Genomic DNA, 23,199 nt, shown 5'->3' on the forward strand with positions numbered 1-23,199 from the left:
CTATTTATTCAGGTAAAAACAGCGGCCCTAACGGTGTCGAAGGGATCTGCCATTTCTCTGGATAATCTACGTCTACTAAATATAAGCCATTTGGCTTAGCCGTTGCGCTTGCTTGTGTTCTATCTTTAATATCAAGTAAGTGCTGCATCCAATCGGGAGACTCTTTACCAATGCCAATGTCTATCAAACACCCTGTGATGTTACGGACCATATGATGTAAAAATGCATTAGCCTTTATATCTATCACCACATAGTTCCCTACACGTTCCACATTGAGGTGATGGATGTTGCGAAACGGAGTATTGGATTGACAATGTACGGCACGAAAAGAAGTAAAGTCTTGTTCACCTATCATTGCAGGGCACGCCGCCTGCATGAGTTTTTCATCCAGTTGGTGGTGATAATGCGTCACGCCACTGCGTAAAATACCTGGGCGAAATGGATGATTATAAATGACATACCTATATCGTCTCGCCGTAGCACTAAAACGAGCGTGAAATTCATCATCTACTTGTTGCGCATAGCGGATGGCTATGTCATCGGGTAACTGAGAGTTGAGACCTAAGGTAAAGGCACTCATATCACGCTGAGCATGGGTATCAAAGTGCACAACTTGACCTGTAGCATGAACACCTGCATCAGTACGACCGGCACAAACGATATCGATAGGATGGTTACAGATCCGCGATAATGCGGTTTCTAATTCTTGCTGAATACTGTTTACATGTGACTGTCTTTGCCAACCACTATAATTCGCACCGTTATATTCGATACCTAATGCTACACGCATACTGACTACTACCTCCAAACACAATAGCGGAGCATTTTATGCGATTGCATCGGTGAATAAAAGCTTAGCTGTGCTCTAAAGCCAGTTATTACATATTTTCGGTCAATTAATTAACTTCTGCTGCGGATAACTGGCTATTCTGGTCACGACTGATGTTGCAGGCTTTGGTAAAAGCTATGAACTTCAGATGCTTTAATGGGTGGACTATAAAAATAGCCTTGTACAATAAAGCAGTTATTCTTTTGTAGGAACTCCATTTGCTCCTGCGTTTCTACTCCCTCAGCGACCACTTGAAGCTTAAGCTTTTGGGCCATTGCGATTATCGCAGCTGTGATCTCCATATCATTTTGATCCTCAGGTATATCTTGTACAAATGAGCGGTCAACTTTAAGCATATCTACTGGGAAGCGTTTCAAATAACTTAACGATGAATAGCCTGTGCCAAAATCGTCAATCGACAAAGCCACACCCAATTTCTTGATTTCATGCAATTGTGTTATCGCCGCTTCAACATCACCCATTAGCATACTTTCAGTGAGCTCTAAGTGAAGTAAATGCGGTGGCATTTGTGTGCGTTCTAGCACATCGGACAGGGTGCTTATTAAACGGTCGTCTTTAAACTGACGCGCTGACAAATTAATCGACATATTGCCCGCTTGTCCGAGTGTTTGTAATTGCATAGAAAAACGACATGCTTCTTCAATTACCCACTCGCCGAGTTCCACAATCATGCCGGTTGCCTCTGCAATATGAATAAATTTATCGGGCGGGATATAACCCTTTTCTGGGTGATACCATCTGATAAGAGCTTCATACCCTATCACTTCTAAGGTCTGGCTGTTAACCTGTGGCTGGTAATGCAGCTTAAATTGCTTTGCTTTAAGGGCAATGCGCAATTCATTTTCGATAAACAGTCTTTCATTAGCGGCTGCATCCAGCTCTTGTGAATAAAAGTGAAAGGTATTGCGCCCCTTGGCCTTTGCTTCATACATCGCCAAGTCGGCATGTTTCAGTAACTGTTCTTCTTCTTGACTATCAAACGGTGCCATCGTGATACCAATACTGGCACTAACTATCACTTCGTTATTGCCAAGCTTGATTGGTTTATTGATAGTCCGCTGGATAATGTGTGCCACTTCCATCGCGTTATCACGGCTGTCGATACCACTTAGCAGCACAGCAAACTCATCGCCACCTAAGCGCGCTATGGTATCCTCTGCTCGTAAACGGTTCTTTAGTCGCTCCGCAACTTCTACTAAAAGTCTGTCTCCAGCGTCATGGCCTAAAGTATCATTGATGCGTTTGAATTCATCCAAGTCAAAATAAAACAGCGCAAACGCATAATGACCGCGACCAGCCAAGGCCATCGATTTGCGCAGCTGCATTCTAAAAAACGTTCTATTTGCGAGCCCAGTCAGTGTATCAAAATAAGCCAACTCTTCCATTTTTCGCTGACTTTCTTTAACAAACGAAATATCTTGTGCTGACGCCACATAACTTGAGATAGTGCCATCAGCTTCACGTATCGGTGAAATGCTCAAACTAACCCAGATAGGATCAACACCCGCCCCTTCTAACACAGTATCTCCACGCCAATAATTGCGGCTTCTCAAGTCTATATCTATATCATCAACTAAAATGGCCATATCCGATGAAATAATGCTCAAAAGCGGGGCATGGATAAATCGCTCTTCTTCGAACCCTGTCATTTCGATCATCTTTGGGTTTACGTATTCAATTTCAAAATTACCATTGGTAATGGCCACCGCAGTACCAGAGAAAGATACCGCCTTTGATAACCGATTAGCTTGCTTCTCTGCTTTTTCTTTTTCTTGTATACGTTGGTTCAAACCACCTACTAGTGCTTTGATTTCACCACTCATTTTGTTGAAGGCATCATTCAATAAGCCTATTTCATCGTTGCTACTGGGCAAGTTTGGCGTCTCCCATTGCCCTTTACCAAACCCAGATACAGCTCCGAGCAACGCATTGATACGACTTAAAACTAATTGATATAACACTTGGTGCAATAGCAGTGCAACAAACACCGCGTACAGAATAAACAACCCAAATAGCTTTACTTTTAACGCTTGAATGGTGGAAAGTGTAAAATCTCGTTTTTTGTAGGTGCCAATATACCAACCCAGTTTTTTCAACGCTGTAATATTGATGATATGGCCTTGTCCATCACGTTCAAACTCACCTTGGTACTCTGCCAGCTTAGAAGATAATACCGGTTGAAAAACCTTGCTCAACGCCGGAAATAACTCCGATGCTTTTTCGGTATCATGACCGTGTAATGCTGTTTTTCCTAGGCTTGGCGCCGCAATAATTTCACCTTGAGCACTGAAGATAACGTAGCCTTGATGCTCATCAAGAGGGAGTATCTGCGCCAACATATGATTTACTTCGATGTCTGAGCCTGTGAAACCAAGATATTCATCTTTGTGATATAGTGGTACTAGCACGCTAATCACCCACTTATTCCAAACCTTATCGAAGTGAACATCCGACCACAGAGCTTCTCTAGTTGGATTAAGTTCTTCTCTGAGCATAGGTAAAATGTGCGCATTGAGCACCTTTTGCCTATCAATTTGATTAATCAACACATTCGGCGGCGCAACTCGCACAAAATCGTCTTTGGTGTATAAATAAAAATTGAAGAAATCTTGCAGTAATGGCGGGGCTATTACATTCCATAAAGATTCAGACTGAGCAAATAGCTGCTTATGCTGTTCAGCCAATTTCGCATCCGACGTCAGCTGTGCCGCTGATAAACCATTGCTTGCGGTGCTGGTGTATACGCCTCCGTCTCGCCTAATTTCGATAAACGGCGCGTCAATGGTGCTACTGACTTCTGAATACAACTCCTTCGCCACGATGGCATTTGCTTGCTCTGCTAGATTTGTTTTGTGCTCAAGGTGATGATTGAACTGTAAAATAAGCTGATTACTCACACGTCTAAGTTCATTATACTCTTCGTGGATCAGTTGTCGTTCTTCAGATTTCAGCATAAGTGCCGCAGCAAAAATTCCCGCGATCACGCACACTGCCGAGATAAGTACAGATAACTTAACACTGAGCGAATGTATTCCAAATCGTGAAGGGGGTCGGCGATTGACCACAGCTAAACCCTTATATTAGTTGTTATTTTTAAAACTTTTAATCGAACAAATATAACAGATACTTAACGCAGACGCCAAGCCCATAAAGCCTCAAACAAGCTTAAATAAGTTTTTAATACGCCTTTTACAAAACTAATACTTGTGGAAACAAATTAAAGTATGTTAATAATGTACTCGGACTACTTAATATTATCCTTAAAAGTTTAAACATGAATTCAATTGTTACACGCATTTACGCATTTTTCTTTTTTAGCTTCTTTCGGTGAGGAGGCTTGTCTGTTTGCGCGTAACACCAAATAGTAAGCCTCCCAACTGGGAGGTTTTTTTTTGCCAATGGGAATGAGGACCTATGACTGAAGATACATTAAACGCACTGCGTAGCGACATAAACGAGATTGACTCCGAACTGTTAATCCTATTAGCCAAACGCCGCCGCATAAGCTACAGCGTACTTGAATATAAAATAGCCAACCAGAAGCCTATTCGTGACGAGCATCGCGAACAAATTCTGCTGGAAAAACTGATAAGTTATGGCAAATCACTGGGGCTAGATGCGTTTTATATCAATAATGTTTTTCAGATCATTCTTGAAGACTCGGTTTTAAACCAACAAGCATTACTACAAAAAAGCTTAAACCCAGAAGCTGTGGGTGACACCCACCGTGTAGCCTACTTAGGGGGCCCTGGTTCCTACAGTCAACTAGCCTGTCATAAATATTTTAGTCGCAGACCTGGCAAGCTTATTGAGATGGGCTGTCAGAGTTTTGAGCAAATCACCGAACAAGTGGAAAAAGGTCAAGCAGACTTTGGCCTACTGCCGATAGAGAACACCAGCTCTGGCAGTATCAACGAAGTGTTTGACTTGCTACAGCACGCCCAAGTATCGATTGTAGGTGAAGTAACACATACCGTTGAACACTGCCTGCTCGCTTTGCCAGATACACAGCTCAAAGAGGTGAATAAACTATTTGCGCATCCACAACCTTTTGCCCAATGTAGTAAGTTTGTTCAAGGCTTGGGCGATGTCTTACACGAAACGTGCGACTCAACATCAAGCGCACTACAAAGCGCCTTGAATACGCCAAATAGTGCAGCTATTGGATCTGCACAGGCGGGCAGAGATATTGGCCTTGAAGTTATCAAAACAGGCTTAGCCAATCAGGCCGAAAACCATAGTCGGTTCATTGTCGTGGCACGCAAAGCGCTACAAGTATCTACACAAATTCCAACCAAAACAAGCCTGATAATGGCGACCAAACAGCAAGTGGGTTCACTGGCTGATGCATTAATGGTATTTAAACAACACAACATTAATATGGTGAAACTTGAGTCTCGCCCTGTGCCTGGTAACCCTTGGGAAGAAGTCTTTTACGTTGACCTTGTGGCTAACCTTTCATCACCAGATGTGCAAAGAGCACTGGAAGAGCTTAAGGACCATACCCAGTATGTGCGCATCTTAGGCTGCTATCAAAGCGAATCAATCAAGGCGGTTGAGGTAGGTTAATCGATTTTAGTAATTGCCAAGCAAAGGGAGTAAACCTTCCTTTGCTTGAGCTTGATACTTCATTGTTGACATTCGTCTTTCGAACTCCTCTGAAAAACATCTCTCATCGGAGAAGTCTCTTCACACGAGTTAATCCAACACTTTGGCATCATTAGCCTTGTTTAATAAACCACGGCTTTGTGTTAAAAACTGCGCGGCACTGTCGGAGAAGTAATGCTTTGCCTGGCTAAATGCCTCGATAAGTGCGCTCTTATCCCCCATTTTTAGCTTCTCTAAGGTACTGGCAAAGGTTTCTTGGTAGCTAGCAAGTAGCCCTTCAACATCGTCAAATTGCGCAAGCATAATGTCCGAGTATAATTCAGGGGATTGTGCAAACAGTCGCCCTACCATCATTAATTCTAACTGATAGATAGGTGACGAACAGCTTCGTAGCTCTTCCAACGTATGGCACTGCTTAGATAAAAACTGACCATATACAAACGTGGTCAAATGTCGCATAACCTGAATGATTTGCATGGCTTGGTCATGTTTCTTAGCATCTATTTCAACCAATTGACTTCCCCAAACACTGAGCTGCTCTAACAAGCCTGTACATCTCTCATGAGCACGCCCTTCGCACACAACTATGGTTTGCTTTACCCAGTGGGAGATATCAGGGCCAAACATAGGATGTAACCCAACCACAGGCCCACTATGCTTGTTTAACAAAACCTTGAGTGGCTGTTGTTTTACCGAGGTAATATCAGCCAAAATACAATCTTCGGGTAAAGTAGGCAGATGGTTGACGACCTCTTCGATAGCATTGATAGGCACACTGATCAGCACCAACTTAGCATCCGCTAACAAAGCACCAGCCTGAGCCTGCTCTTCCCTATCCAAAATTCTAACTTCATAGCCTGAGCGTTCAAGCTGCTTTGCAAACAGCTGACCCATAGCGCCTTTACCACCAACAATCACGACGGGGGATAGCTCTGGAGCAACACACGCCAGCCTGCCTTGTTGATTTTCATATGCCTCACGCATCATTCTGCGCAGAATATCTTCTACCAAATCAGGATTTACATTCAGGTTTTGTGCTTGTTCACGTCTTGATGCGATCAGCTGTGCCTCTCGCTCTGGTGCATGTAACGGCGCGCCCGTTTGTTGCTTGATAACCCCGACCTGCTCGGTCAAAGCACGGCGTTTTGCCAATAAGTTAACTAGCTCGGTATCGCACTCGTCGATACCTTGTCTTAATTCATTTAAATCCATTACGCTCGCCACAAGGTGTAAAGATAAAATTACAGCAGTAAAAAATATGATACAGAGAGTCTACCAAGATAGTAAGGAGGATAAAAGCGCAAAGCCACTTTATGTTAGATGAAATTTTCAGGGTTACAAACCAAAACAGGCCACTCAATGAGTGGCCTGTTTTTTTAGCGTGGTAAACGCGCGTATTAGTTAAGTTTCTCTTTAATACGTGCTGATTTACCTGAACGCTCGCGCAAGTAGTAAAGCTTAGCACGGCGAACCGCACCACGACGCTTAACTGCAATGCTGCTGATTAGAGGGCTGTGCGTTTGGAATACACGCTCAACACCTTCACCGCTCGAGATTTTACGAACTGTGAAAGCTGAGTGTAGACCACGGTTACGCTTAGCGATTACAACACCTTCAAAGGCCTGTAGACGCTCTTTTTCACCTTCTTTTACACGAACCTGAACAACAACTGTGTCACCAGCGCCGAATGCAGGTATGTCTTGCTTAAGCTGTTCAGCTTCAAGCTCTTTAATAATATTTTGGTTTACTTTTGCCATTTTATTTCTCACATTCCTAGGTGTAACTGTCTTCTAGCCACAAGCTTCTTGGTACTCGTGCTGAAATTCAGCGAGTAGTGTCGCTTGCTCCTCAGTCAGAGCTAGGTTACGCAACAAGTCTGGACGTCGTAACCAAGTTCTACCTAATGACTGCTTAGTGCGCCATTTGGCTATCTCTTGGTGGTTACCACTGAGTAATACAGCAGGTACCCGTTTGCCATCCAATGTTTCTGGCCGAGTATAGTGAGGGCAATCTAACAAGCCATCCGAAAATGAATCTTGCTCCGCAGATTGGTTATGACCTAACACCCCTGGCACTAATCGCGCTACTGCATCAATTAATGTCATGGCCGGTAGTTCACCCCCGCTGAGGATAAAATCACCGATGGACCATTCTTCGTCTACATGAGACTCGATAATCCGCTCGTCTATACCTTCGTAGCGACCAGCTACTAAAATCAATTTTTCTGACTTGGCCAATTCGGCCGCGCCTTGTTGATCTAGTTTTCGCCCTTGAGGGGACATATAAATTACTTTAGCGTTTTCACCTGCGGCTGCTTTAGCTGCAAGTATTGCTTGTTGTAATGGTTCAACCATCATCAACATGCCAGGACCACCGCCGTAAGGTCTGTCATCTACAGTCCTATGCTTATCAGTGGCATAGTCTCGTGGATTCCAACAGTTAAAATCGATTAAACCGTTTTTAACTGCGCGGCCTGTAACGCCTTGTTGGGTTATTGCATCAAACATTTCAGGAAACAGTGAAATCACTCCTACCCATAGCGAATGTTGTTGCAACGAGTCTTCCTGGCTCATTAAAAGCTAGGATCCCAATCAACAATAATTTGTTTGTCTTCGTGTTTAACTTCTTTAATCACTGAATCAGTTAAAAAAGGAATCAAACGCTCAGACTGACCAAATGCATCTTTTTTGTTTGCTTTCACAACCAAAACGTCATTTGAGCCTGTCTCCATCAAGTCATCAACTTGTCCTAAGTCGTAACCTTTATCGGTTACAACAGACATGCCGATGAGATCTCGCCAATAGAACTCCCCTTCGGGTAATTCTGGCAGTTGCGCAGCATCTACAGAAATTTCAGCATTGGTTAAAGCCATTGCTTGGTCTCTGTCGTTTACTTGCGCAAACTTGGCGATAAAGCCCTTGTTGTGGCGACGCCAGTCGCTTACTTCAAGGGTTTGCCATTTACCTTGTTGCCCTATCAACCATGGGCTGAAATCGAAGATCCCTTGGGGATCATCAGTAAATGAATGCACCTTAAGCCAGCCCTTAATACCATAAGGGGCACCAAGCTTACCTACTACAATAATCGTGGTGTTTTCTTGACTCATGGTTACACTTACGCCTATTAAGCCGCTTTACGAGCGTCTTTAACTAACTTAGCTACACGATCAGAAAGACCTGCACCTTGACCTACCCAGTGATCAACACGGGCAAGGTCTAGACGAAGTTTTTCTTCTTGACCAGCAGCGATAGGGTTAAAGAAACCTACTTTCTCGATGAAACGACCGTCACGCGAGAAACGGCTATCCGCAACCACAATTTGATAGAAAGGACGCTTTTTAGCGCCACCACGTTGCAAACGAATAGTTACCATACCGTCCTCTGAATAGATTGACTGTTTTCATTAATAAGATTTACTTCCCACTATTGGGAAGCTGGGGAATTGTACGAGTTTTTTTCAACAATGCAAGTAAGAATTGACTTTTCTCGCCTCAAGAGTTGAATTGTGCGCACTTACAACGGCACTCACAGCGCTGAGTTCATATAGAGTGCCAAGGCTAATAGAGGTGGCCTCAATGTAAAGCACACCTCCAAAGTCTATTACAGCGTGTACTTGATATTGAACGCTAAATGGCGACCAGGCTGCGTATATTGGCTCAAATCATCCTCTGCGTTTTGACCCGCCACATTATTATATAGCGTAAACTGCTTATCAAATACGTTAAATAACCCGCCATTTAGCTGCCAGCGGCCAATACGATATTGTGCAAATAAGTCTACACTGCCCCAACCATGGGTTTGCGCATTACTAGCATCAGGTACTTTGTCCATCTTTTGCGCCGCTCTAAGTGCTGCCGTCACCGACAAGTCACCGACGTCATATTTGGCCTTAACGTAGCCATTTAACGGGCTAATCGATTCTAGGTAAGTATTATTCACCTTATCTTTGCCATCTACATATGTGATACCACCATCAACGGCAAACTGATCGTTCAACCAAATGCTATAGGAAGCCTCTACTCCTTCTATCTCAACATCAGACAAATTTCGATATTGGTAGTAAGCTTTGTTCACACCAGGAATACGGGTGGCCTCGCTGCGCACCAACTCAGAAGCAATAAAACCATCAAACTGTGTCTTGAAGGTAGTAAGCACAAACTGGTGATTGTCAAAATCACCACGCAAGCCCAGCTCTACACCTTTGCTGTACTCAGGCTCTAGCTCTGCATTGGGCAATATTTGATAGAATGGCTCTACACCATGGCTTTGGTATGCTTGATCATGCGGTGGGATCTTAAACCCTTCTGCGTACTGTGCATACATACGCAAGTTGTCAGTCAGTGTATAAACGAGGCCAACTTTTGGTGAAAACGCGGTTTCGTCGATATCTTTAAATTCAGTGCTGTATAAATCACTGCGCTTGGCACGCATATCGAATCTGTCCCAGCGTAGTGCTATTTGCAAATCAAGCGTGTCTGCCATTAATGCCGCGTTGTTTTGCACAAATATTCCCAGCATATCGGTATCAGCCCCCGGAAAAGCCTTTTGTGGCTCACCTGCAAACACATTTTGTCCAGATACATCAAAACGTGATTTTGTACGTGGACGTATCGTGTCATAACGCTCAAAGTCTAGGCCATATACAAACTGGTGATTGATGCTGCCTGTTGCCCACGCTTTATCTAGTACCAGTTTGGCACCCAATATTTGCTGTTCAAAACGATAATCGTTGTGATCGATATATGAGCCTGTACGTCCATTGCCTGCGCGCAGTTGGTCGCTGTGCTGTTCAAAATTGGTGGCGTAAACAAGTGCGTCTAGGTTGTCATAGACCTGCACTGGGTGTGTACTTTTATACCCCAATGAGAGTGACACATTGCTATTGTCATCTAGGGTTTCATGAGTACCACGGTCAATTAATTGTTCGGTTTCTTGCGCAAAATAATCCACCGAGGCCAATAGCGTGCTGGTATCTGTCAAATCATGTTCAGACTTTAAGATCAATGCCGTACTTTGATAATCAAATTCAGGGAGCGTTTCATGATAATTTTGCGTTTCTTTACCTTCACGGCGGGTCAGTTGAATTGAAGTGGCATTATCACCAAAGCGCTTTGCAAATACACCCGACAGTGACGCTTCATCACTTAAGCCATTAAATCCAGCTTGCACACTCGCATACTGCTCACGAGCGTTTAGATAGTCGCTTGGCGTTTTGGTGGTGATCACCACAATGCCACCGAGCGCATCAGAACCATAAAGCGATGACGCCGCACCTTTTGCCACTTCTATTTGACGAATACCATCGACATCTAAATAGCCACGGCCAACCAGCAGCCCTTGTCCACCCTCATAGGCGTCATTAACTCTGCGGCCATCCTTAATATAGACCACTCGATTGCCGCCCATACCTCTTATATTCAGCGCTTGCGCCTGTCCGGCACCGCCTGTTGCGCTGACTCCTGTTTGATAACGGAATGCTGTGTTAAGGTCGATTGCAAGCTCCTCTTTCAAGTCTTGCTCGGTGACAACACTTACACTGCCAGCAACATTACCCAAGGCTTGCTCTATACGCGAACCGGTGACAACGATCACCTCCTTATTTTTCTCAAATTCTTCGGCTTGTACACTGGGTGCCCCCGACCAAGCGACTAGAATGCTCAATGAAATTGCCGTGTGTTTTAATATCATCTGTAAATACCTCAAAAAGGGAACGCTTCATTATTTTTGCACTATAAAAGCCACTACACTTAATTGCAAATAAAAATAGTTATCATTTGCATATTTGTGTAGATTTGAGGTTGTGTATTCGGTATTATTTGCTCATACACTCGTAACCTAAGTGCGCTCATGGCTTAAAGCCTAATGTTTAGCGCACTATTTAATGACAAATGAAAAGGCCCTGTATGAAATTACGTTTATATCTGTTCATTGCTTTATTCAGCCAAAGCTTTACAGTTCACGCTGAGCGAGTCGTGATAGCCGGCGGTACACTGACAGACATTGTTTTTGCAATTGGTGCAGGTGACCAAGTGGTTGCAATTGATACCTCAAGTACCTCTCCTGCTCGTGCACAATCACTGCCTAAAGTTGGCTATTATCGTGATTTAGCAGCCGAAGGCGTGTTATCACAATCACCGACACTGGTTTTAACACTTGAAGGCAGTGGCCGTCCCGAAGTCCTTACCCAGCTTAGAAGCACAGGCGTGCGTGTAACTCACTACCCCAAGCCAACACAAGTAAAAGAATTGTTTGCCCTGATCGAGCGACTAGGTAATGACCTGAATAAACAACACAATGCCAGAGCACTCATTCGTAAGTTACAACAGCAACTCCCTGACAAAGCTGCACCAACGCACAATAAGGCGATGTTTATTCTCTCTGCCAGTGAACGAGGTGTGTTAGTGGCAGGCACAGATACGGTGCCCGATATTCTGTTCGGTTACACCGGCATTGAGAACTTGGCTACTGAGGCAGGATTCAAGCCTTACAATATTGAGTCGCTGGTGAGCGCTAACCCTGACTTTATCGTCGCCCCTAGTCATACGGTCGAATCGCTCGGCGGAGCGGAAAAGTTTTGTCAATTGCCCGCCCTTGCACTGCTAAGCGCGGCACAAGAATGTCGTTTACTGGTGATGGACTCACTTATCTCAATTGGCATGACTTCTCGCTTGCCTGAGGCCATCGCTCAACTTAGTGCCTTTCAACGAGAGATGTTATGAGCACTTTGGCATCTACATTCGTTGATACCAAACGCTATGTACAATGGTATTGGTTCAGTTGTACGCTGCTAGGGCTACTCGCTTGGTTATCGCTTAGCAGTGGTGCACTTGGTTGGGATTGGAAAATGCCTATTGTCTGGTTGTTACCCGATTCAATGACTAGCGATGTACAGCCACTACACCTGACTGTCATGACACAAATTCGTCTGCCAAGGCTACTTTTGGCAATTTTAGTCGGCTCTATGCTTGCCAGCGCAGGCGCGGCAACCCAAGCGCTATGCAGAAACCCGCTCGCCGACCCGAGTCTGATGGGTATCACAGGTGGTGCTGCGGTTGGCGCGGTGTCAGTCATAGCACTATCGGCACAAGTCAGCTTTGTTTACGAAGCCATGGTGGCACCTGCTGCATTTTTAGGCGCACTGGCCGTCACAACGCTGATTTACAAGATTTCTAATCACCACGGTCAGGTGCAAATCACCACGTTATTGTTGGCAGGTGTGGCAATCAACGCGATGGCCATGGCAATTATTGGCTTGTTTAGCTTTTTTGCCGACGACAGCTCGCTGCGTTTAATGACTTATTGGCAAATGGGATCTTTGGGTGGCGCAAACTGGCCTGCGATGCAATATGGCGCACCCTTAATTCTATTGAGTATCTACTCGCTATTTGTACGCCGTAAAAAAATTAATGCCTTAATGTTAGGAGAGCTTGAAGCCCGCCACTTAGGTGTTAACGTTAAACGGCTAAAATCAGAAATTGTGTTTATCGTGGCACTGGGTGTAGGAGGCGCGGTGGCGCTGTCTGGCATGATTGGTTTTGTTGGCCTGCTTGTGCCACATATCGCGCGGTTGTTGGTGGGGCCTGATTTAAGGCGCATGTTACCACTGAGTATTTTACTTGGCTGCGTTGCCATGTTGCTTGCAGATTGGGTGTCACGATTGATTGTTGCGCCTTCTGAATTACCCATAGGCATTGTCACAGCACTCTTTGGTAGCCCATTTTTTATCTATCAACTGTTAAAACAAAAGCGAGGTCAACATGCTTAGCTGTCACAATGTCTCGATTGAGCGCGGTTGCCGAGCTATCTTGAACAATATCAACTTGAGAGCAAATAACGGTGAGTTGATTGTGCTGCTGGGTGAAAATGGTGCGGGTAAATCAACGCTATTAAGCGCCATTTGTAACGATATCTCGTTTTCAGGTCAGATAAAAATCGACGAGCAACCTATACAAAGTTTTGATGAGCAGACCTTGGCACAAAAGCGTGCTGTGCTATTACAAAACAATCGCGTTAACTTTTCATTTAGCACCGAGGAGCTTATCGCAATGGGCCGCTACCCCTATCATGAATCAATACATGAGCAAACCCAAGTGGTTGAGCAACTCATTGCTCAATTAGCCCTTGAAAAGCTGGCGCTACGAGATGTTACGGCGCTCTCGGGTGGTGAATTCCAACGGGTACAGTTCGCACGCTGTTTGGCACAACTCAATGCCCATAAGGCTGATACTCAGGGTAAACTAATGCTACTGGATGAACCCACATCAGCCCTTGATATGCACCACCAGCACCTCACGCTCAGTAAAGCCAAGGCATTTGCCAAACAAGGTAATATCGTTATTGCCGTGTTACATGATCTAAACTTAACATCTTTGTACGCTGATCGTGTATTGCTACTCAACAAAGGACAACTATGCCATGACGGCACACCCCAAGAGGTTTTACAATCCTCAGTATTACAACCGATTTATAAAACACATATGCAAATAACAACGCATCCAAGCTATCAAATACCCATGATATTTTCGGAACCACAACTAGGAGTTACCCATGCGTGAACAAGCTGCTTTTGAAGCACGCACTTTAGTCAGACAATCCAATGTTTGCGTGATCTCAACCATATCAAAAAACTTAGCTGGATATCCGTTTGGCTCAGTTTCACCGTTTATGAGTGACAACGAAGGACGCTTAATTTTTTACATTGCAGGCATTGCCCAGCATTCTCGCAATTTATCTGAAGACGGTAAAATGTGCGCGACCGTTTTTGACGCCGCCGAACAAGGGGATCAAAATGCCCATGCCCGCGTAACCGTGGTAGGTGATGCCGCGCCCGTGCCTGCCGATGAACATGATGCTCTGTTGACTCGCTACGAACGCCAATACCCAGAGGCCATAAGCTACCGCCAAGCGCATGACTTTCAACTTTGGCGCATGGACGTTAAACGAGTACGTTACATTGGTGGTTTTGGTCATATTTTCTGGATTGAAAAAGACGAATGGTATCAGGCAGCTCCACAATGGGATTTAGAGAATGAAGCCCATATGGTTAATCATATGAATGAGGATCACAGCGATGCCAACCGCCTTATCTTAAAACTTATTCATGGTATAGACTGTGACGAGGTGGTGATGACCACGCTTGTGAGCGATGGTTGTTACTTGCGTGCCAACGAAAAAAACTACTATATACAGTTTGATAATCCCTGCTTAGAGAGCATTGATGTACGTAAAGCACTGGTGAAGCTCACCAAAGCGGCAAGAGCGCAAGAAAGTACAACAGAAATCGACAGTTAGTTATATGGTTTAAAATCCATCAGGCTTGATAAGCTAATTATCAAGCCTCAACGCCTCATTCGCTAACAATTATGCCTCCCCTGTTTGATTAGGGCTGAATAACATGGTCAACGAGGCCATGAAATGAGTGATTTTCAACCTTTCAATACTTCACATGCAACCAAAACGATGCTAACTTTGTCTCTAATAAGGGCCCACCTTGAATTAACAAGTCTTGCTCCCTTATTGTTGTTTGTAATTACTTAAACACAAGGAAAGAAACATGAAAGAACTAAACCTAAAAACTTGCCAAAAAGTCGTTGGTGGTAATTCGTCAAGTTCAGAACATTTAAACCTTGGCGTAAGTATGCCAAAAAACCCTAAGTAAAGTTGCCTAACATAACAACCGCTGGTGCACGCAGCTTCAGCGGTTAATATGCGCTGCATAATATGTGTTACTTGTACTCTATCGGCATCGCCACTTATCTACCCGACCACTCAATCTAACGTGCTTTTAAAGCAGGTTCAGTAAACGACACGCCATCCCAGCCAAACTTTATAAAGTTTCTAATATTACCGTGATCGCTGCCATCTGGATGTTGCAGCACGTCTTCTCGATAAAAACGTCCAAAGCAGTTTAACGTTGCTTGCTCATCAAGCCCGTGTAACTGCGCAAACGCCAGTATTTTACAAGAGCCTAGGTTAGTGCCTGCCTCATTATGCTGCTCGCCATTGGTGAACGTCACAGGTGTAAATTGGTAGTGTTGCTCAATCAATGCCATAGTGTGATCAAACTCGATGTTAAGCGCATCACTGTTTAGCCGCGCTATAAATGCTTTAATATCGGTTTCGCTTGATGTGTGTGTCATAAGTTTTCCTTGGTGGGTCACTTTGTTGTTACTTTGAACTTAATATCATCGCTTAAGATAAAAATCACGTTTTTTACTTCATAATGTTAAACTTAAGCCAATGTAACGTAAGGATTTGTGCTAAACTGAACGGGTATACATTTAAGGAGGTAATGATATAGCGTGAGCAGAGCCCAATTAAGCCAAGATGAAAATCTATCCTTTAAAATCCACTATCAACTCCTACCCAAAGAGACCTGTCAACTCGACCTGTACTTTTCCATTCCAACCGATATGGGGATCAACGAAAATACGCTCAATGAAGTAGACTTTTTTAATGCCAATATAGAAAGCCACAGCGCCTATTACTCAGAGCAGCTACATTTGCCGCTGGTGCACAGCCGCTTTATTAGTCAAAGTAAAGGGCAAAAAACGGGCTATCGCCTCAATCTCAATCTGTTTTGTTATCAAATAAAAATCGCGCTTGATTCCGACGTTAAAGCCACACTGCAATTGAAAGAGCCTGAAGAATTCTTTCCTGCCGCTGCAATGTTAGTTGAGCAAACAGATCGTCTGCTGAAAAAGCTGCGCCGCTATACGCCCCCTGACAACAAACTAAAGTCTTACTTTCAGAACGCGGATAACTACCTCAGCTGGCATACCGAGCAGGCCTTTTTAAAGCTACTGGCCAATGGTCCAAAGTCTAGCGAATTTAGTGATGAACGCGCAGTGCTTATTGAGTTTTGCCAACAAGAAAATCAATACCGAACAGAGCAAACCTATAATTCTCAGGTTACTTTGGATGACCCCAATCGGATCACCAATAAAATGAAGCTGCTTGCAAGGTTGATTGAGTATGGCGTGGTATTCAAAAAACAAACCATTGATTTAACAATTAATTTAAGGCGATTAGTCAAAGGCCTTGTCACCGGCGTTATTATGGCATTTGTGATGTTTATCGTACTCAATGCCCGCTCAAACTTTCAAGAAGTCACCATTGCCCTGATTGCTTTGCTCGGTGCCATCTATGGACTTAGAGAAACCTTTAAAGAAGACTTAACCCAATGGGCATGGCGCATAATTCAAAAGGGTCGGCCAAAATGGCGTAATAAATTTAAAAGCTCAGTGGGTGATGACATCATCTGTTCGCAAACCATTTGGCTTGAACATATTCGCAAAAAAGACTTACCCAAAGACGTGGTAAAAATACTCAAACAAAGAAGGCAACAAAACAAACAAGCCGCCAACTTGATGCATTTTTGTAGTAAGAACCAAGTTAATATCAGTGAGTTTTTACCCGGCTATGATGAAGTACAGCAGCGCTTTACCTTTAACATGGCTTCATTTGTTCGCTACCTTAAAAAAGGCGCAGGAAAGCTCTACACCTTGGATGGGCAAAAGGTATCGAAAAAGTCTGTAGAGCGGCGTTATCAAATTAATCTTGTGTTGCGTTTTACCTCCGAGCAAGGCACCCAACTTGAGCGCTATAAACTCACCATGAATCGCTCTGAAATCGTTGCCATTGAACTGATGGAGGAAGGGTTAGAGGACGATTAACAAGCCCAGTAGCTACTCGTAAACAATAGAGCCCCTTAGTTCAGCACTCATGGGGCTTTGCTCCTATTAACAGCGAGGCGTAAACTCCATTTGCCAGTTAACTTCCCAAGTCTTCCCATCATCTGCAGAAAATGCCTGCTCCCACTTTGGCGCATCAGGATGAGTGAAATCCCAAATAAATCTGACTTTAATTGCTTGGCCGTTATACACCTCGTCTGCATAAAAGTGCCCTACACCGTTTGCAAACTTACCTACCACTGGGGTGTCTAGATTATGTGGGTTACGCCCGTCTAACCACCAAATTGACCATTGTGCGGTTTCTGGGTTGTAAGAACGTATGGCCTTTGCTCTTATTGAAGCATCAGGAAGATGCAAGTGATTGTCCTCAACATTACCAAACCCACCAAGGGTCTTAACCGTTGAAGACTGCCCCTCAAATTCAATCCATTGTTCGCCACCATTTAAAATATCCTTTAAGCGGCGATGTTTAACATTCCACTGTCCGATGATGACATCAAAATCCTTGGGGGCGTTGGGCTCTAAATCCATTAACATTATTCTACCTTATGTATTGTTATTAATTATTAGAGACCATAACACAAACACTGTTCATTTATACAGTTATTTATTAAGAAAACTTGATTAGCGACTAATGACCACCCAACACGCTAGTTGTTTATTGTATTCGATACCAGAAACGCCAGCTGCTCAGAAGATTTTGTGGGCACCATTTCAGTGATGTCATAGCTGGCTAACCCTTCTCTATAAAAAGGATCTTGGGCCAGCACGTTGTTTAACTTTTGACGGTCTTCTATCGTTGAGATGATCACACCTCCCGTTCTGGGTTCTTTGCGACCTGACAAAATAAAATGGCCCTGCTGGTACTGTTCATTCAGATAGTCAATGTGCTCTGGAATAAACCGATCGACCTCTGAGAGTGGCACACGATAAGCCAAAGAAATGATAAACATATATAACCTGCTATTTTTTATGACTCAATCAATCCTTGTACTTTATCACTGATGGAGCCTTTGATTTTAAAACACTAAAGTAAATGTATTTTGTATTTTTGCACAAATAGTTGGCGATCAGACTCTGTTGGCGGGTTGTCTTGATTAAACTTAGAAATATCTCTAATAAAGCCTTCCGATGGGCCTGATGGCGTGTTAATAACAAGCACTTTGCTGTCTTGCAAAGCTTTAAACCGTCTTGGCACATTTGGCCCAGCTATTACTAAGTCACCGGGCTTTGCAATCAGCTCTTCTTTATCGACACCAAATTCGACTTCACCGGAAATGATATAAAAAATTTCGTCATCAATTTCATGATAATGCCACGGCGCTTCATTACCTTTAGGGAGCACACTATCAAAAATCGACACGCGATTATCTGTATCACTGCCTGAGGCAAGAATTGAGGTCACTTCACCACCGTCTAGGTGGTACGCTTCAGCGGCGCCTGCTCTAATGTGCTTGTATCTCATAGTAAACTCCTAAAGAAAGTATCTTGTCAGTTATCATCTACATTGGCTTCAAAATCAAGCCTAACCGTTCGGTCGTGCAGCCTAACAGCAGCGCTATCTAGCAATTTTGGTTGTCACAAAACTTTGTTTATTAACCTGACCCCAATATTCATCTTGATAGGGGCCCTCTTGATAGTTTTTATGTGGGTAGCTTTTGATACAACTTTGCCAGAATTTAATGGCATGGTTTGCACCTTGGATTTGTTTAACAACCCAGTGGCCTGGCAACATTTGCCAAATTCCATGCGCAAACTGAGTGCCTAACTTTTCATTGCGAAAATATGGCACGATATAAAACTCATAAACTTCGTAATTTGAATCACCCTGACACCCGATTGCTGCAATGCCTGCAGGCACGTTGTCTACATATATGATATAGCCCTTGGTAGGAGGCGCAATTTCAGTATCAAGCATAAACAAGCCATCTTTGTCCGGCTTTTTCTTAGTTAATACAGAAAACTCAGCTTCGTAGCACTGAGCTAAATTTAAATAAGTCGCTAAATTATTAGCTGATACTTCTTTGATATTCATAAACCTAACATCTCTATTCCGCACGAGCTGCTCGACATGTTTGTTGTGCTGTGCTTAATCCACAAACTTGCACATACCCAAACCGAGTGCATGTCCATCTCTGGCAACATAGCCAAACTGTTCATAAAACCGCTCTTTGCCAAAAGCTGCCAACAAAGCAACTGTCGCACCACAGACTGCTTTGTCAGCAACAAATGATTCGATGGCAGTCATGATCAACTTGCCCAAGCCTTGATTTTGATAACTCGGATCGACGATGACATCTTGGATATAAAAATACATTGCGCCATCGCCAACAATTCGGCCACAGCCCACGAGATCTGAGCCCGATAAAACACATACATGAAAGAGAGAATTATCTAAACTCCTTTTTACCACTTCAGGTTCAGGGTTAGTCCACCCGACCTTACTGCGTAAGGAGATAAATTCATCAAGACTAGGCGCAAGATTGATTACTTCGAATTTCATTATTTTCCTACCTCACCAAGGCGCTCAAATAACCAGCGCATTACGCATAATTAAATCTGTGAGTCAGCACTTAGGTTTACCACGCAGCTATATTCCACTTTCTATTGTGAGGTATTTACCCTTGCCAAACGAAATATAATACGCAGACAAAAACACAGCCGCAAATATGTTGTTTGCAAAAGTGTTTTTAATCGTGATTTGATTGGAGCTTAACCTCAGCACTGGAGCACCAATCAATTTTAGCCTGAATAACTTGAGTACCTTCTGGTAATGAGACGCTTTGCGTCACCCCACGTTTGATTAGCACAACCTCTCGCCCATCAGCAAACAACTTGTAATCTCTTGCCATATCCTGAAACTGCTTAGGGCGGAAAACTTCAATATCCATATTTATCCTTTAGATATATAACATCTGAATAATCAGCATAATAAAAGCTTGGCTATAACCAATATCGATAAAGTGCAAGCCAAGCACAGTTTGTCCTTCGAAATGAAGTGTTTGTTATATTGGTTGGAACTCAGGTTTTATCAAACCAAAGCACTTTAAGTCATGAAATTCGTTTTTCCAATAACCACTTGAGCGTCGAACACCTTCCTCAACAAAGCCCAACTTTTTTAACACCCGCTCCGAAGCAGCATTACCAAGCATCGTATCCGCTTGTATTCTATATAACTCACCAAACGGTGCTTGCGCACAAAAGGCGAACTCTATCATTTTTTGTAGCGCTTCGGTTGCAAACCCCATAGCCCAGTAGTGAGGTGAAAGCTCATAGCCTATGCTGGCATTTTTCATTTTGGGGTTTAACGAGTTGAATCCGCACGTACCTATTAACTTACCTGTTTCTTTGGCTCGGATGGCCCAGCGGATCCCCGCTTTTTCATCAAAGCGGTTGTTAAAAAAGTCAATTAAAGCCAATGATTGCGCTTGTGACTCATAAGCTTCAATGTCGTAGAATTTCACTACATTCTGATCGGAGAAAATGTCGAATAAAGCAGGCCCATCCTCTTTAGATAGCTTATTTAGGCGCAATCGCGAGGTGGTTAGTTCTGGGAATGTCACTTATACGGCCCTTGAATTATCACGCCGATTGATATCATCAACCCAGCTTTAAACCCTTTTGTCGATGAGTAACTAGAGATAAGCACTAAATCTGGACCAGGAGATACTACCAAAAAGAAAATAGCGGTAAAAAATAACGGTAAAACTGCAAAGTCTATCACTTTATGATCTCGATACTCTTTGAGCGAACTTATTCACGACAAATCGTCATACAACGACATTATCCCAAATAAGCGAACACTCCAATTAAGACAAACCATAAAACGACACCGACGGCAATGCAAAGGCCCTCATGAATTCTATTTGGCTTTGGATAAGTCCCCAATGTCACAACTTTTAACGTTGCATAACCACACCCGTAAAAAATAGATTGGATAAGCATGTCGATGAATAGCCATTTAATAAACCGAGCAATGCCTCGGAATAAACCTTCTGTAACTTCTTCCATATAACCCCCTGAATGGCATAACCTCTAGCTGCTAACTTTACTCACCAGCAGCGTTAATTTTTGAGAACCAATTTCCACAATTGCTTCTTCCTCATAGGCAACCACAAGTGAAGGCCTTATCGTTTCACCTCCCACCGTGACTGTCGCAATAACCCCTGCAGTGTTGTCTTGGTTTGGCTTAATAGTGAAGTTGTATCTAACGTCATTATCAATTGTGATTGAGGCCACTTTATCTGCTTCAACAGTCATGGTGGGTGAAGCCAACAACTCACCTTTTACATACACCGAGGTTGATACTTTGTATGTGCCTGCTGCAAAGCATGATACCGAGCACAGTAAGGCACTGGCCAGTAAACTTGCATTAACTCTCATTTGAGCTTCCTTATTGTAATTATTAGTGGCTAAGCGCATTAACACCAAACAATCTGCTCCTAACCCACTTCACTATAGTTAGTTAACAACTTGCTATTTAATAAAATAACCAACAGGCAACCAATTACCACTGCCTTTACTCAGCGTGAGCGTTTCTGTTGCCGACGCTTTATTTTGAAACTCTGTCTGAAATTGAATCACTAGATACTCACCATCTGGCACACCAGGGAGTGATGAATACGCTTTTGCACTGAACTTAGCACGTGATTTAACCAGGCCTAAAGGCGCGCGAACGCCTTGAAGTGCTTGCGCCCATTTATTTTCTGTAAGTTGTGATTTAAAAGTTGAGTCTGACTGTTGCCAGCTTTGAGTGTATTGACCGGCGTCTATCATTTTTAGCCATGTTTTTGCTGCGATTAAACCCGCCGAATCGCTCGCCCAAACCAAAGATGAAACAAAACACGATAAAATTAAAACCAGTTTCTTCATAATAAAGTCCTTTTACTCTAAAACTTAAATGGTATTGCTATGTTTCTAACATTGCTAACGCCTACATTAGCAGGAAATTTTAGTTAACTGCAATGTTCCTGTAGCAAAAACAGTCTACTGTGCTTATCCACTGGAAGTGCTTGTTAAGTGTTTATTAAAATCGGCGATAAAAAACTCAACTTTTCCACAAGACTTACATGCATACATGTCTAAATTTTCTTTGTTGACAAACAGCTCTCCAAGCTCACCTAACACCCCCCATCGAGTACCTTCATGGAAGTTCTTGGTGCCAATAAAAGTTAAGCTGGCTTGGCATCGAATACAATCAGGTGTTAGTTTGGTCAATTCCTCGCTAGGTTTCGATTTGCCTTTTTCACAACTGCAATTCCAGCATACTTCAAATGCATCATCGTCAATTGTTATATTACAATTTTGACACGTCCACGACATCAACTTTCTCCTTGTGTTAGCGCTTCAATAATAACCAAAAACGAGTAGGATTAAACGCCAGAAACTGCAAAAATGCAGCTGTTTATGGCACGGCTTTCGGATTTTTAACTTGCTACTGGATTTGAGTAATTTGAAAGTCATGATCCTTGCACGCAGACATATTTTTCACGAATCTTTCAGCCAATGTTGCGGATACAACCCTTTAAACGCTATATCTATAAGCTCTGACTTGCTGATGTAGCCTTTTTTATATTTAGTTCCATAGTAGAGCAAGGCTGTAAGCACACAAAATACATAAGCACAAACGGTCAATATGCTGAGACAACATATAAAAAACGCCATGATAGCCGTTTGTTCATAGTGCTGTAGCGGCACATCATTGTCTACACCAAGATAAGCAGCAAAACCAAGCATCAAATAATAAGCCGGGTAGATACCAAGTAAACACCCAATCACGCCTACTTTGAAAGATTTAGCATAAAAATGAGGTTTTAAATTAAACTGACTTCGAAGTGCACGGATTAACATGACTATGCTCCGATATGTATTATGTTACTGTAAAAGACTCACAATAGCAGGCTAAAACTAAAGAGGTGTAAATGCTCACCAAGCTTTAGACGCCTGTTCATCTATACGCTTAACCCTCACTGGGTTGCTTTAAATTATTAAGTAAAACAAGACTTAAACCAATTATCGGTATATTAGTTGTTACAGGGTTAAATGCCTC

At 43.2% G+C, this 23,199-nt stretch carries 27 protein-coding genes; 6 read left to right on the forward strand and 21 right to left on the reverse strand.

Features of this window, described 5'->3' with window-relative positions; translation table 11 throughout:
• Positions 1-4 precede the first annotated feature (4 nt).
• Together truA and L1070_RS09915 are read right to left on the reverse strand one after the other, a co-directional pair.
• Entirely contained in the window at positions 5-790 is a 786-nt protein-coding gene (truA, locus tag L1070_RS09910) for a tRNA pseudouridine(38-40) synthase TruA (RefSeq protein ID WP_237125432.1), read from the reverse strand.
• A gap of 143 nt (positions 791-933) precedes the next feature.
• Entirely contained in the window at positions 934-3,915 is a 2,982-nt protein-coding gene (locus tag L1070_RS09915; protein WP_237125433.1) for an EAL domain-containing protein, read from the reverse strand.
• Between the two features lie 349 nt (positions 3,916-4,264).
• On the opposite strand from L1070_RS09915, the gene L1070_RS09920 reads away from it, so the two are divergent.
• The gene (locus L1070_RS09920) at positions 4,265-5,419 is read left to right on the forward strand and encodes a chorismate mutase (protein WP_070986743.1); all 1,155 of its coding nucleotides are present in this window, start codon (positions 4,265-4,267) and stop codon (positions 5,417-5,419) included.
• A 129-nt stretch (positions 5,420-5,548) separates the two neighbouring features.
• Here the strand turns inward: L1070_RS09920 and tyrA are convergent, their stop codons facing one another.
• From tyrA to L1070_RS09950, 6 genes are all read right to left on the reverse strand, one after another.
• Entirely contained in the window at positions 5,549-6,682 is a 1,134-nt protein-coding gene (gene tyrA / locus L1070_RS09925) for a bifunctional chorismate mutase/prephenate dehydrogenase (RefSeq protein ID WP_070986742.1), read from the reverse strand.
• Positions 6,683-6,855: 173 nt separating this feature from the next.
• Positions 6,856-7,215, reverse strand: a complete 360-nt coding sequence (gene rplS, locus L1070_RS09930) for a 50S ribosomal protein L19 (protein ID WP_190365656.1) — start codon at positions 7,213-7,215, stop codon at positions 6,856-6,858.
• 33 nt (positions 7,216-7,248) lie between these two features.
• Complete coding sequence (gene trmD / locus L1070_RS09935; RefSeq protein WP_237125434.1) at positions 7,249-8,031, reverse strand: tRNA (guanosine(37)-N1)-methyltransferase TrmD; 783 nt, start codon at positions 8,029-8,031, stop codon at positions 7,249-7,251.
• Positions 8,031-8,564 carry a ribosome maturation factor RimM gene (rimM, locus tag L1070_RS09940; RefSeq protein ID WP_070986739.1) on the reverse strand — a complete coding sequence of 178 codons (534 nt, stop codon included), beginning with the start codon at positions 8,562-8,564 and terminating at the stop codon, positions 8,031-8,033. Before rimM ends, trmD begins: the two co-directional genes overlap by 1 nt.
• 17 nt (positions 8,565-8,581) lie before the next feature.
• Positions 8,582-8,830: a 30S ribosomal protein S16 gene (gene rpsP / locus L1070_RS09945; protein ID WP_010382415.1), complete on the reverse strand. Its 249-nt coding sequence runs from the start codon at positions 8,828-8,830 to the stop codon at positions 8,582-8,584.
• Positions 8,831-9,057: 227 nt separating this feature from the next.
• Entirely contained in the window at positions 9,058-11,145 is a 2,088-nt protein-coding gene (locus L1070_RS09950) for a TonB-dependent receptor (protein ID WP_237125435.1), read from the reverse strand.
• A gap of 215 nt (positions 11,146-11,360) precedes the next feature.
• On the opposite strand from L1070_RS09950, the gene L1070_RS09955 reads away from it, so the two are divergent.
• Genes L1070_RS09955 through L1070_RS09970 form a run of 4 tightly spaced genes read left to right on the forward strand, consistent with a single transcriptional unit; the run spans position 11,361 to position 14,748 of the window.
• Complete coding sequence (locus tag L1070_RS09955; RefSeq protein WP_070986737.1) at positions 11,361-12,176, forward strand: ABC transporter substrate-binding protein; 816 nt, start codon at positions 11,361-11,363, stop codon at positions 12,174-12,176.
• On the forward strand, positions 12,173-13,222 hold the full coding sequence (locus L1070_RS09960; protein ID WP_237125436.1) for an iron ABC transporter permease: 1,050 nt from the start codon (positions 12,173-12,175) through the stop codon (positions 13,220-13,222). The genes L1070_RS09955 and L1070_RS09960 overlap by 4 nt, the downstream gene beginning before the upstream one ends.
• Complete coding sequence (locus tag L1070_RS09965; protein WP_237125437.1) at positions 13,215-14,012, forward strand: heme ABC transporter ATP-binding protein; 798 nt, start codon at positions 13,215-13,217, stop codon at positions 14,010-14,012. The genes L1070_RS09960 and L1070_RS09965 overlap by 8 nt, the downstream gene beginning before the upstream one ends.
• The gene (locus L1070_RS09970) at positions 14,005-14,748 is read left to right on the forward strand and encodes a DUF2470 domain-containing protein (protein ID WP_237125438.1); all 744 of its coding nucleotides are present in this window, start codon (positions 14,005-14,007) and stop codon (positions 14,746-14,748) included. The genes L1070_RS09965 and L1070_RS09970 overlap by 8 nt, the downstream gene beginning before the upstream one ends.
• Positions 14,749-15,230: 482 nt before the next feature.
• Here the strand turns inward: L1070_RS09970 and L1070_RS09975 are convergent, their stop codons facing one another.
• Entirely contained in the window at positions 15,231-15,596 is a 366-nt protein-coding gene (locus L1070_RS09975; RefSeq protein ID WP_237125439.1) for a HopJ type III effector protein, read from the reverse strand.
• 162 nt (positions 15,597-15,758) lie between these two features.
• On the opposite strand from L1070_RS09975, the gene L1070_RS09980 reads away from it, so the two are divergent.
• Positions 15,759-17,132, forward strand: coding sequence for a hypothetical protein (locus L1070_RS09980; protein WP_237125440.1), 1,374 nt, complete (start codon positions 15,759-15,761; stop codon positions 17,130-17,132).
• Between the two features lie 66 nt (positions 17,133-17,198).
• Here L1070_RS09980 and L1070_RS09985 read toward each other — a convergent pair whose 3' ends face one another.
• From L1070_RS09985 to L1070_RS10040, 12 genes are all read right to left on the reverse strand, one after another.
• A complete protein-coding gene (locus tag L1070_RS09985) occupies positions 17,199-17,681 on the reverse strand; it encodes a DUF1579 domain-containing protein (RefSeq protein WP_237125441.1) in 483 nt (160 codons plus the stop codon).
• 119 nt (positions 17,682-17,800) lie between these two features.
• Positions 17,801-18,103, reverse strand: a complete 303-nt coding sequence (locus tag L1070_RS09990; RefSeq protein ID WP_237125442.1) for a YciI family protein — start codon at positions 18,101-18,103, stop codon at positions 17,801-17,803.
• A gap of 74 nt (positions 18,104-18,177) precedes the next feature.
• The gene (locus tag L1070_RS09995; RefSeq protein WP_070986730.1) at positions 18,178-18,615 is read right to left on the reverse strand and encodes a cupin domain-containing protein; all 438 of its coding nucleotides are present in this window, start codon (positions 18,613-18,615) and stop codon (positions 18,178-18,180) included.
• 93 nt (positions 18,616-18,708) lie between these two features.
• Positions 18,709-19,185, reverse strand: a complete 477-nt coding sequence (locus L1070_RS10000) for a GNAT family N-acetyltransferase (RefSeq protein ID WP_237125443.1) — start codon at positions 19,183-19,185, stop codon at positions 18,709-18,711.
• A 54-nt stretch (positions 19,186-19,239) separates the two neighbouring features.
• Positions 19,240-19,653, reverse strand: a complete 414-nt coding sequence (locus L1070_RS10005) for a GNAT family N-acetyltransferase (RefSeq protein ID WP_237125444.1) — start codon at positions 19,651-19,653, stop codon at positions 19,240-19,242.
• 187 nt (positions 19,654-19,840) lie between these two features.
• The gene (locus L1070_RS10010) at positions 19,841-20,041 is read right to left on the reverse strand and encodes a hypothetical protein (protein ID WP_237125445.1); all 201 of its coding nucleotides are present in this window, start codon (positions 20,039-20,041) and stop codon (positions 19,841-19,843) included.
• 114 nt (positions 20,042-20,155) lie between these two features.
• A complete protein-coding gene (locus L1070_RS10015; protein ID WP_237125446.1) occupies positions 20,156-20,713 on the reverse strand; it encodes a GNAT family N-acetyltransferase in 558 nt (185 codons plus the stop codon).
• 220 nt (positions 20,714-20,933) lie between these two features.
• The gene (locus tag L1070_RS10020; protein WP_070986721.1) at positions 20,934-21,161 is read right to left on the reverse strand and encodes a hypothetical protein; all 228 of its coding nucleotides are present in this window, start codon (positions 21,159-21,161) and stop codon (positions 20,934-20,936) included.
• A gap of 24 nt (positions 21,162-21,185) precedes the next feature.
• Positions 21,186-21,533, reverse strand: coding sequence for a hypothetical protein (locus L1070_RS10025; RefSeq protein ID WP_237125447.1), 348 nt, complete (start codon positions 21,531-21,533; stop codon positions 21,186-21,188).
• A gap of 93 nt (positions 21,534-21,626) precedes the next feature.
• Positions 21,627-22,022 carry a DUF4019 domain-containing protein gene (locus L1070_RS10030; RefSeq protein ID WP_237125448.1) on the reverse strand — a complete coding sequence of 132 codons (396 nt, stop codon included), beginning with the start codon at positions 22,020-22,022 and terminating at the stop codon, positions 21,627-21,629.
• Between the two features lie 123 nt (positions 22,023-22,145).
• Positions 22,146-22,472, reverse strand: coding sequence for a hypothetical protein (locus L1070_RS10035; protein ID WP_237125449.1), 327 nt, complete (start codon positions 22,470-22,472; stop codon positions 22,146-22,148).
• Positions 22,473-22,637: 165 nt separating this feature from the next.
• Complete coding sequence (locus L1070_RS10040; protein ID WP_237125450.1) at positions 22,638-23,000, reverse strand: hypothetical protein; 363 nt, start codon at positions 22,998-23,000, stop codon at positions 22,638-22,640.
• Positions 23,001-23,199 lie beyond the last annotated feature (199 nt).

Source organism: Pseudoalteromonas sp. MMG022 (assembly GCF_021654245.1).
In the GTDB taxonomy this organism is placed as follows: domain Bacteria; phylum Pseudomonadota; class Gammaproteobacteria; order Enterobacterales; family Alteromonadaceae; genus Pseudoalteromonas; species Pseudoalteromonas amylolytica.

Coding starts and splice junctions, on each gene's coding strand:
- L1070_RS10030 (WP_237125448.1), bottom strand. CDS start 22,022: ATGAAGAAACTGGTTTTAATTTTATCGTGTTTTGTTTCATCTTTGGTT.
- rpsP (WP_010382415.1), bottom strand. CDS start 8,830: ATGGTAACTATTCGTTTGCAACGTGGTGGCGCTAAAAAGCGTCCTTTC.
- rimM (WP_070986739.1), bottom strand. CDS start 8,564: ATGAGTCAAGAAAACACCACGATTATTGTAGTAGGTAAGCTTGGTGCC.
- L1070_RS09970 (WP_237125438.1), top strand. CDS start 14,005: ATGCGTGAACAAGCTGCTTTTGAAGCACGCACTTTAGTCAGACAATCC.
- L1070_RS09965 (WP_237125437.1), top strand. CDS start 13,215: ATGCTTAGCTGTCACAATGTCTCGATTGAGCGCGGTTGCCGAGCTATC.
- L1070_RS09975 (WP_237125439.1), bottom strand. CDS start 15,596: ATGACACACACATCAAGCGAAACCGATATTAAAGCATTTATAGCGCGG.
- rplS (WP_190365656.1), bottom strand. CDS start 7,215: ATGGCAAAAGTAAACCAAAATATTATTAAAGAGCTTGAAGCTGAACAG.
- L1070_RS10000 (WP_237125443.1), bottom strand. CDS start 19,185: ATGAATATCAAAGAAGTATCAGCTAATAATTTAGCGACTTATTTAAAT.
- L1070_RS10020 (WP_070986721.1), bottom strand. CDS start 21,161: ATGGAAGAAGTTACAGAAGGTTTATTCCGAGGCATTGCTCGGTTTATT.
- L1070_RS10005 (WP_237125444.1), bottom strand. CDS start 19,653: ATGAAATTCGAAGTAATCAATCTTGCGCCTAGTCTTGATGAATTTATC.
- L1070_RS09955 (WP_070986737.1), top strand. CDS start 11,361: ATGAAATTACGTTTATATCTGTTCATTGCTTTATTCAGCCAAAGCTTT.
- L1070_RS09985 (WP_237125441.1), bottom strand. CDS start 17,681: ATGGATTTAGAGCCCAACGCCCCCAAGGATTTTGATGTCATCATCGGA.
- L1070_RS10040 (WP_237125450.1), bottom strand. CDS start 23,000: ATGTTAATCCGTGCACTTCGAAGTCAGTTTAATTTAAAACCTCATTTT.
- L1070_RS09950 (WP_237125435.1), bottom strand. CDS start 11,145: ATGATATTAAAACACACGGCAATTTCATTGAGCATTCTAGTCGCTTGG.
- trmD (WP_237125434.1), bottom strand. CDS start 8,031: ATGAGCCAGGAAGACTCGTTGCAACAACATTCGCTATGGGTAGGAGTG.
- truA (WP_237125432.1), bottom strand. CDS start 790: ATGCGTGTAGCATTAGGTATCGAATATAACGGTGCGAATTATAGTGGT.
- L1070_RS09920 (WP_070986743.1), top strand. CDS start 4,265: ATGACTGAAGATACATTAAACGCACTGCGTAGCGACATAAACGAGATT.
- L1070_RS10010 (WP_237125445.1), bottom strand. CDS start 20,041: ATGGATATTGAAGTTTTCCGCCCTAAGCAGTTTCAGGATATGGCAAGA.
- L1070_RS09960 (WP_237125436.1), top strand. CDS start 12,173: ATGAGCACTTTGGCATCTACATTCGTTGATACCAAACGCTATGTACAA.
- L1070_RS09990 (WP_237125442.1), bottom strand. CDS start 18,103: ATGTTTATCATTTCTTTGGCTTATCGTGTGCCACTCTCAGAGGTCGAT.
- L1070_RS10035 (WP_237125449.1), bottom strand. CDS start 22,472: ATGTCGTGGACGTGTCAAAATTGTAATATAACAATTGACGATGATGCA.
- L1070_RS09995 (WP_070986730.1), bottom strand. CDS start 18,615: ATGAGATACAAGCACATTAGAGCAGGCGCCGCTGAAGCGTACCACCTA.
- L1070_RS10025 (WP_237125447.1), bottom strand. CDS start 21,533: ATGAGAGTTAATGCAAGTTTACTGGCCAGTGCCTTACTGTGCTCGGTA.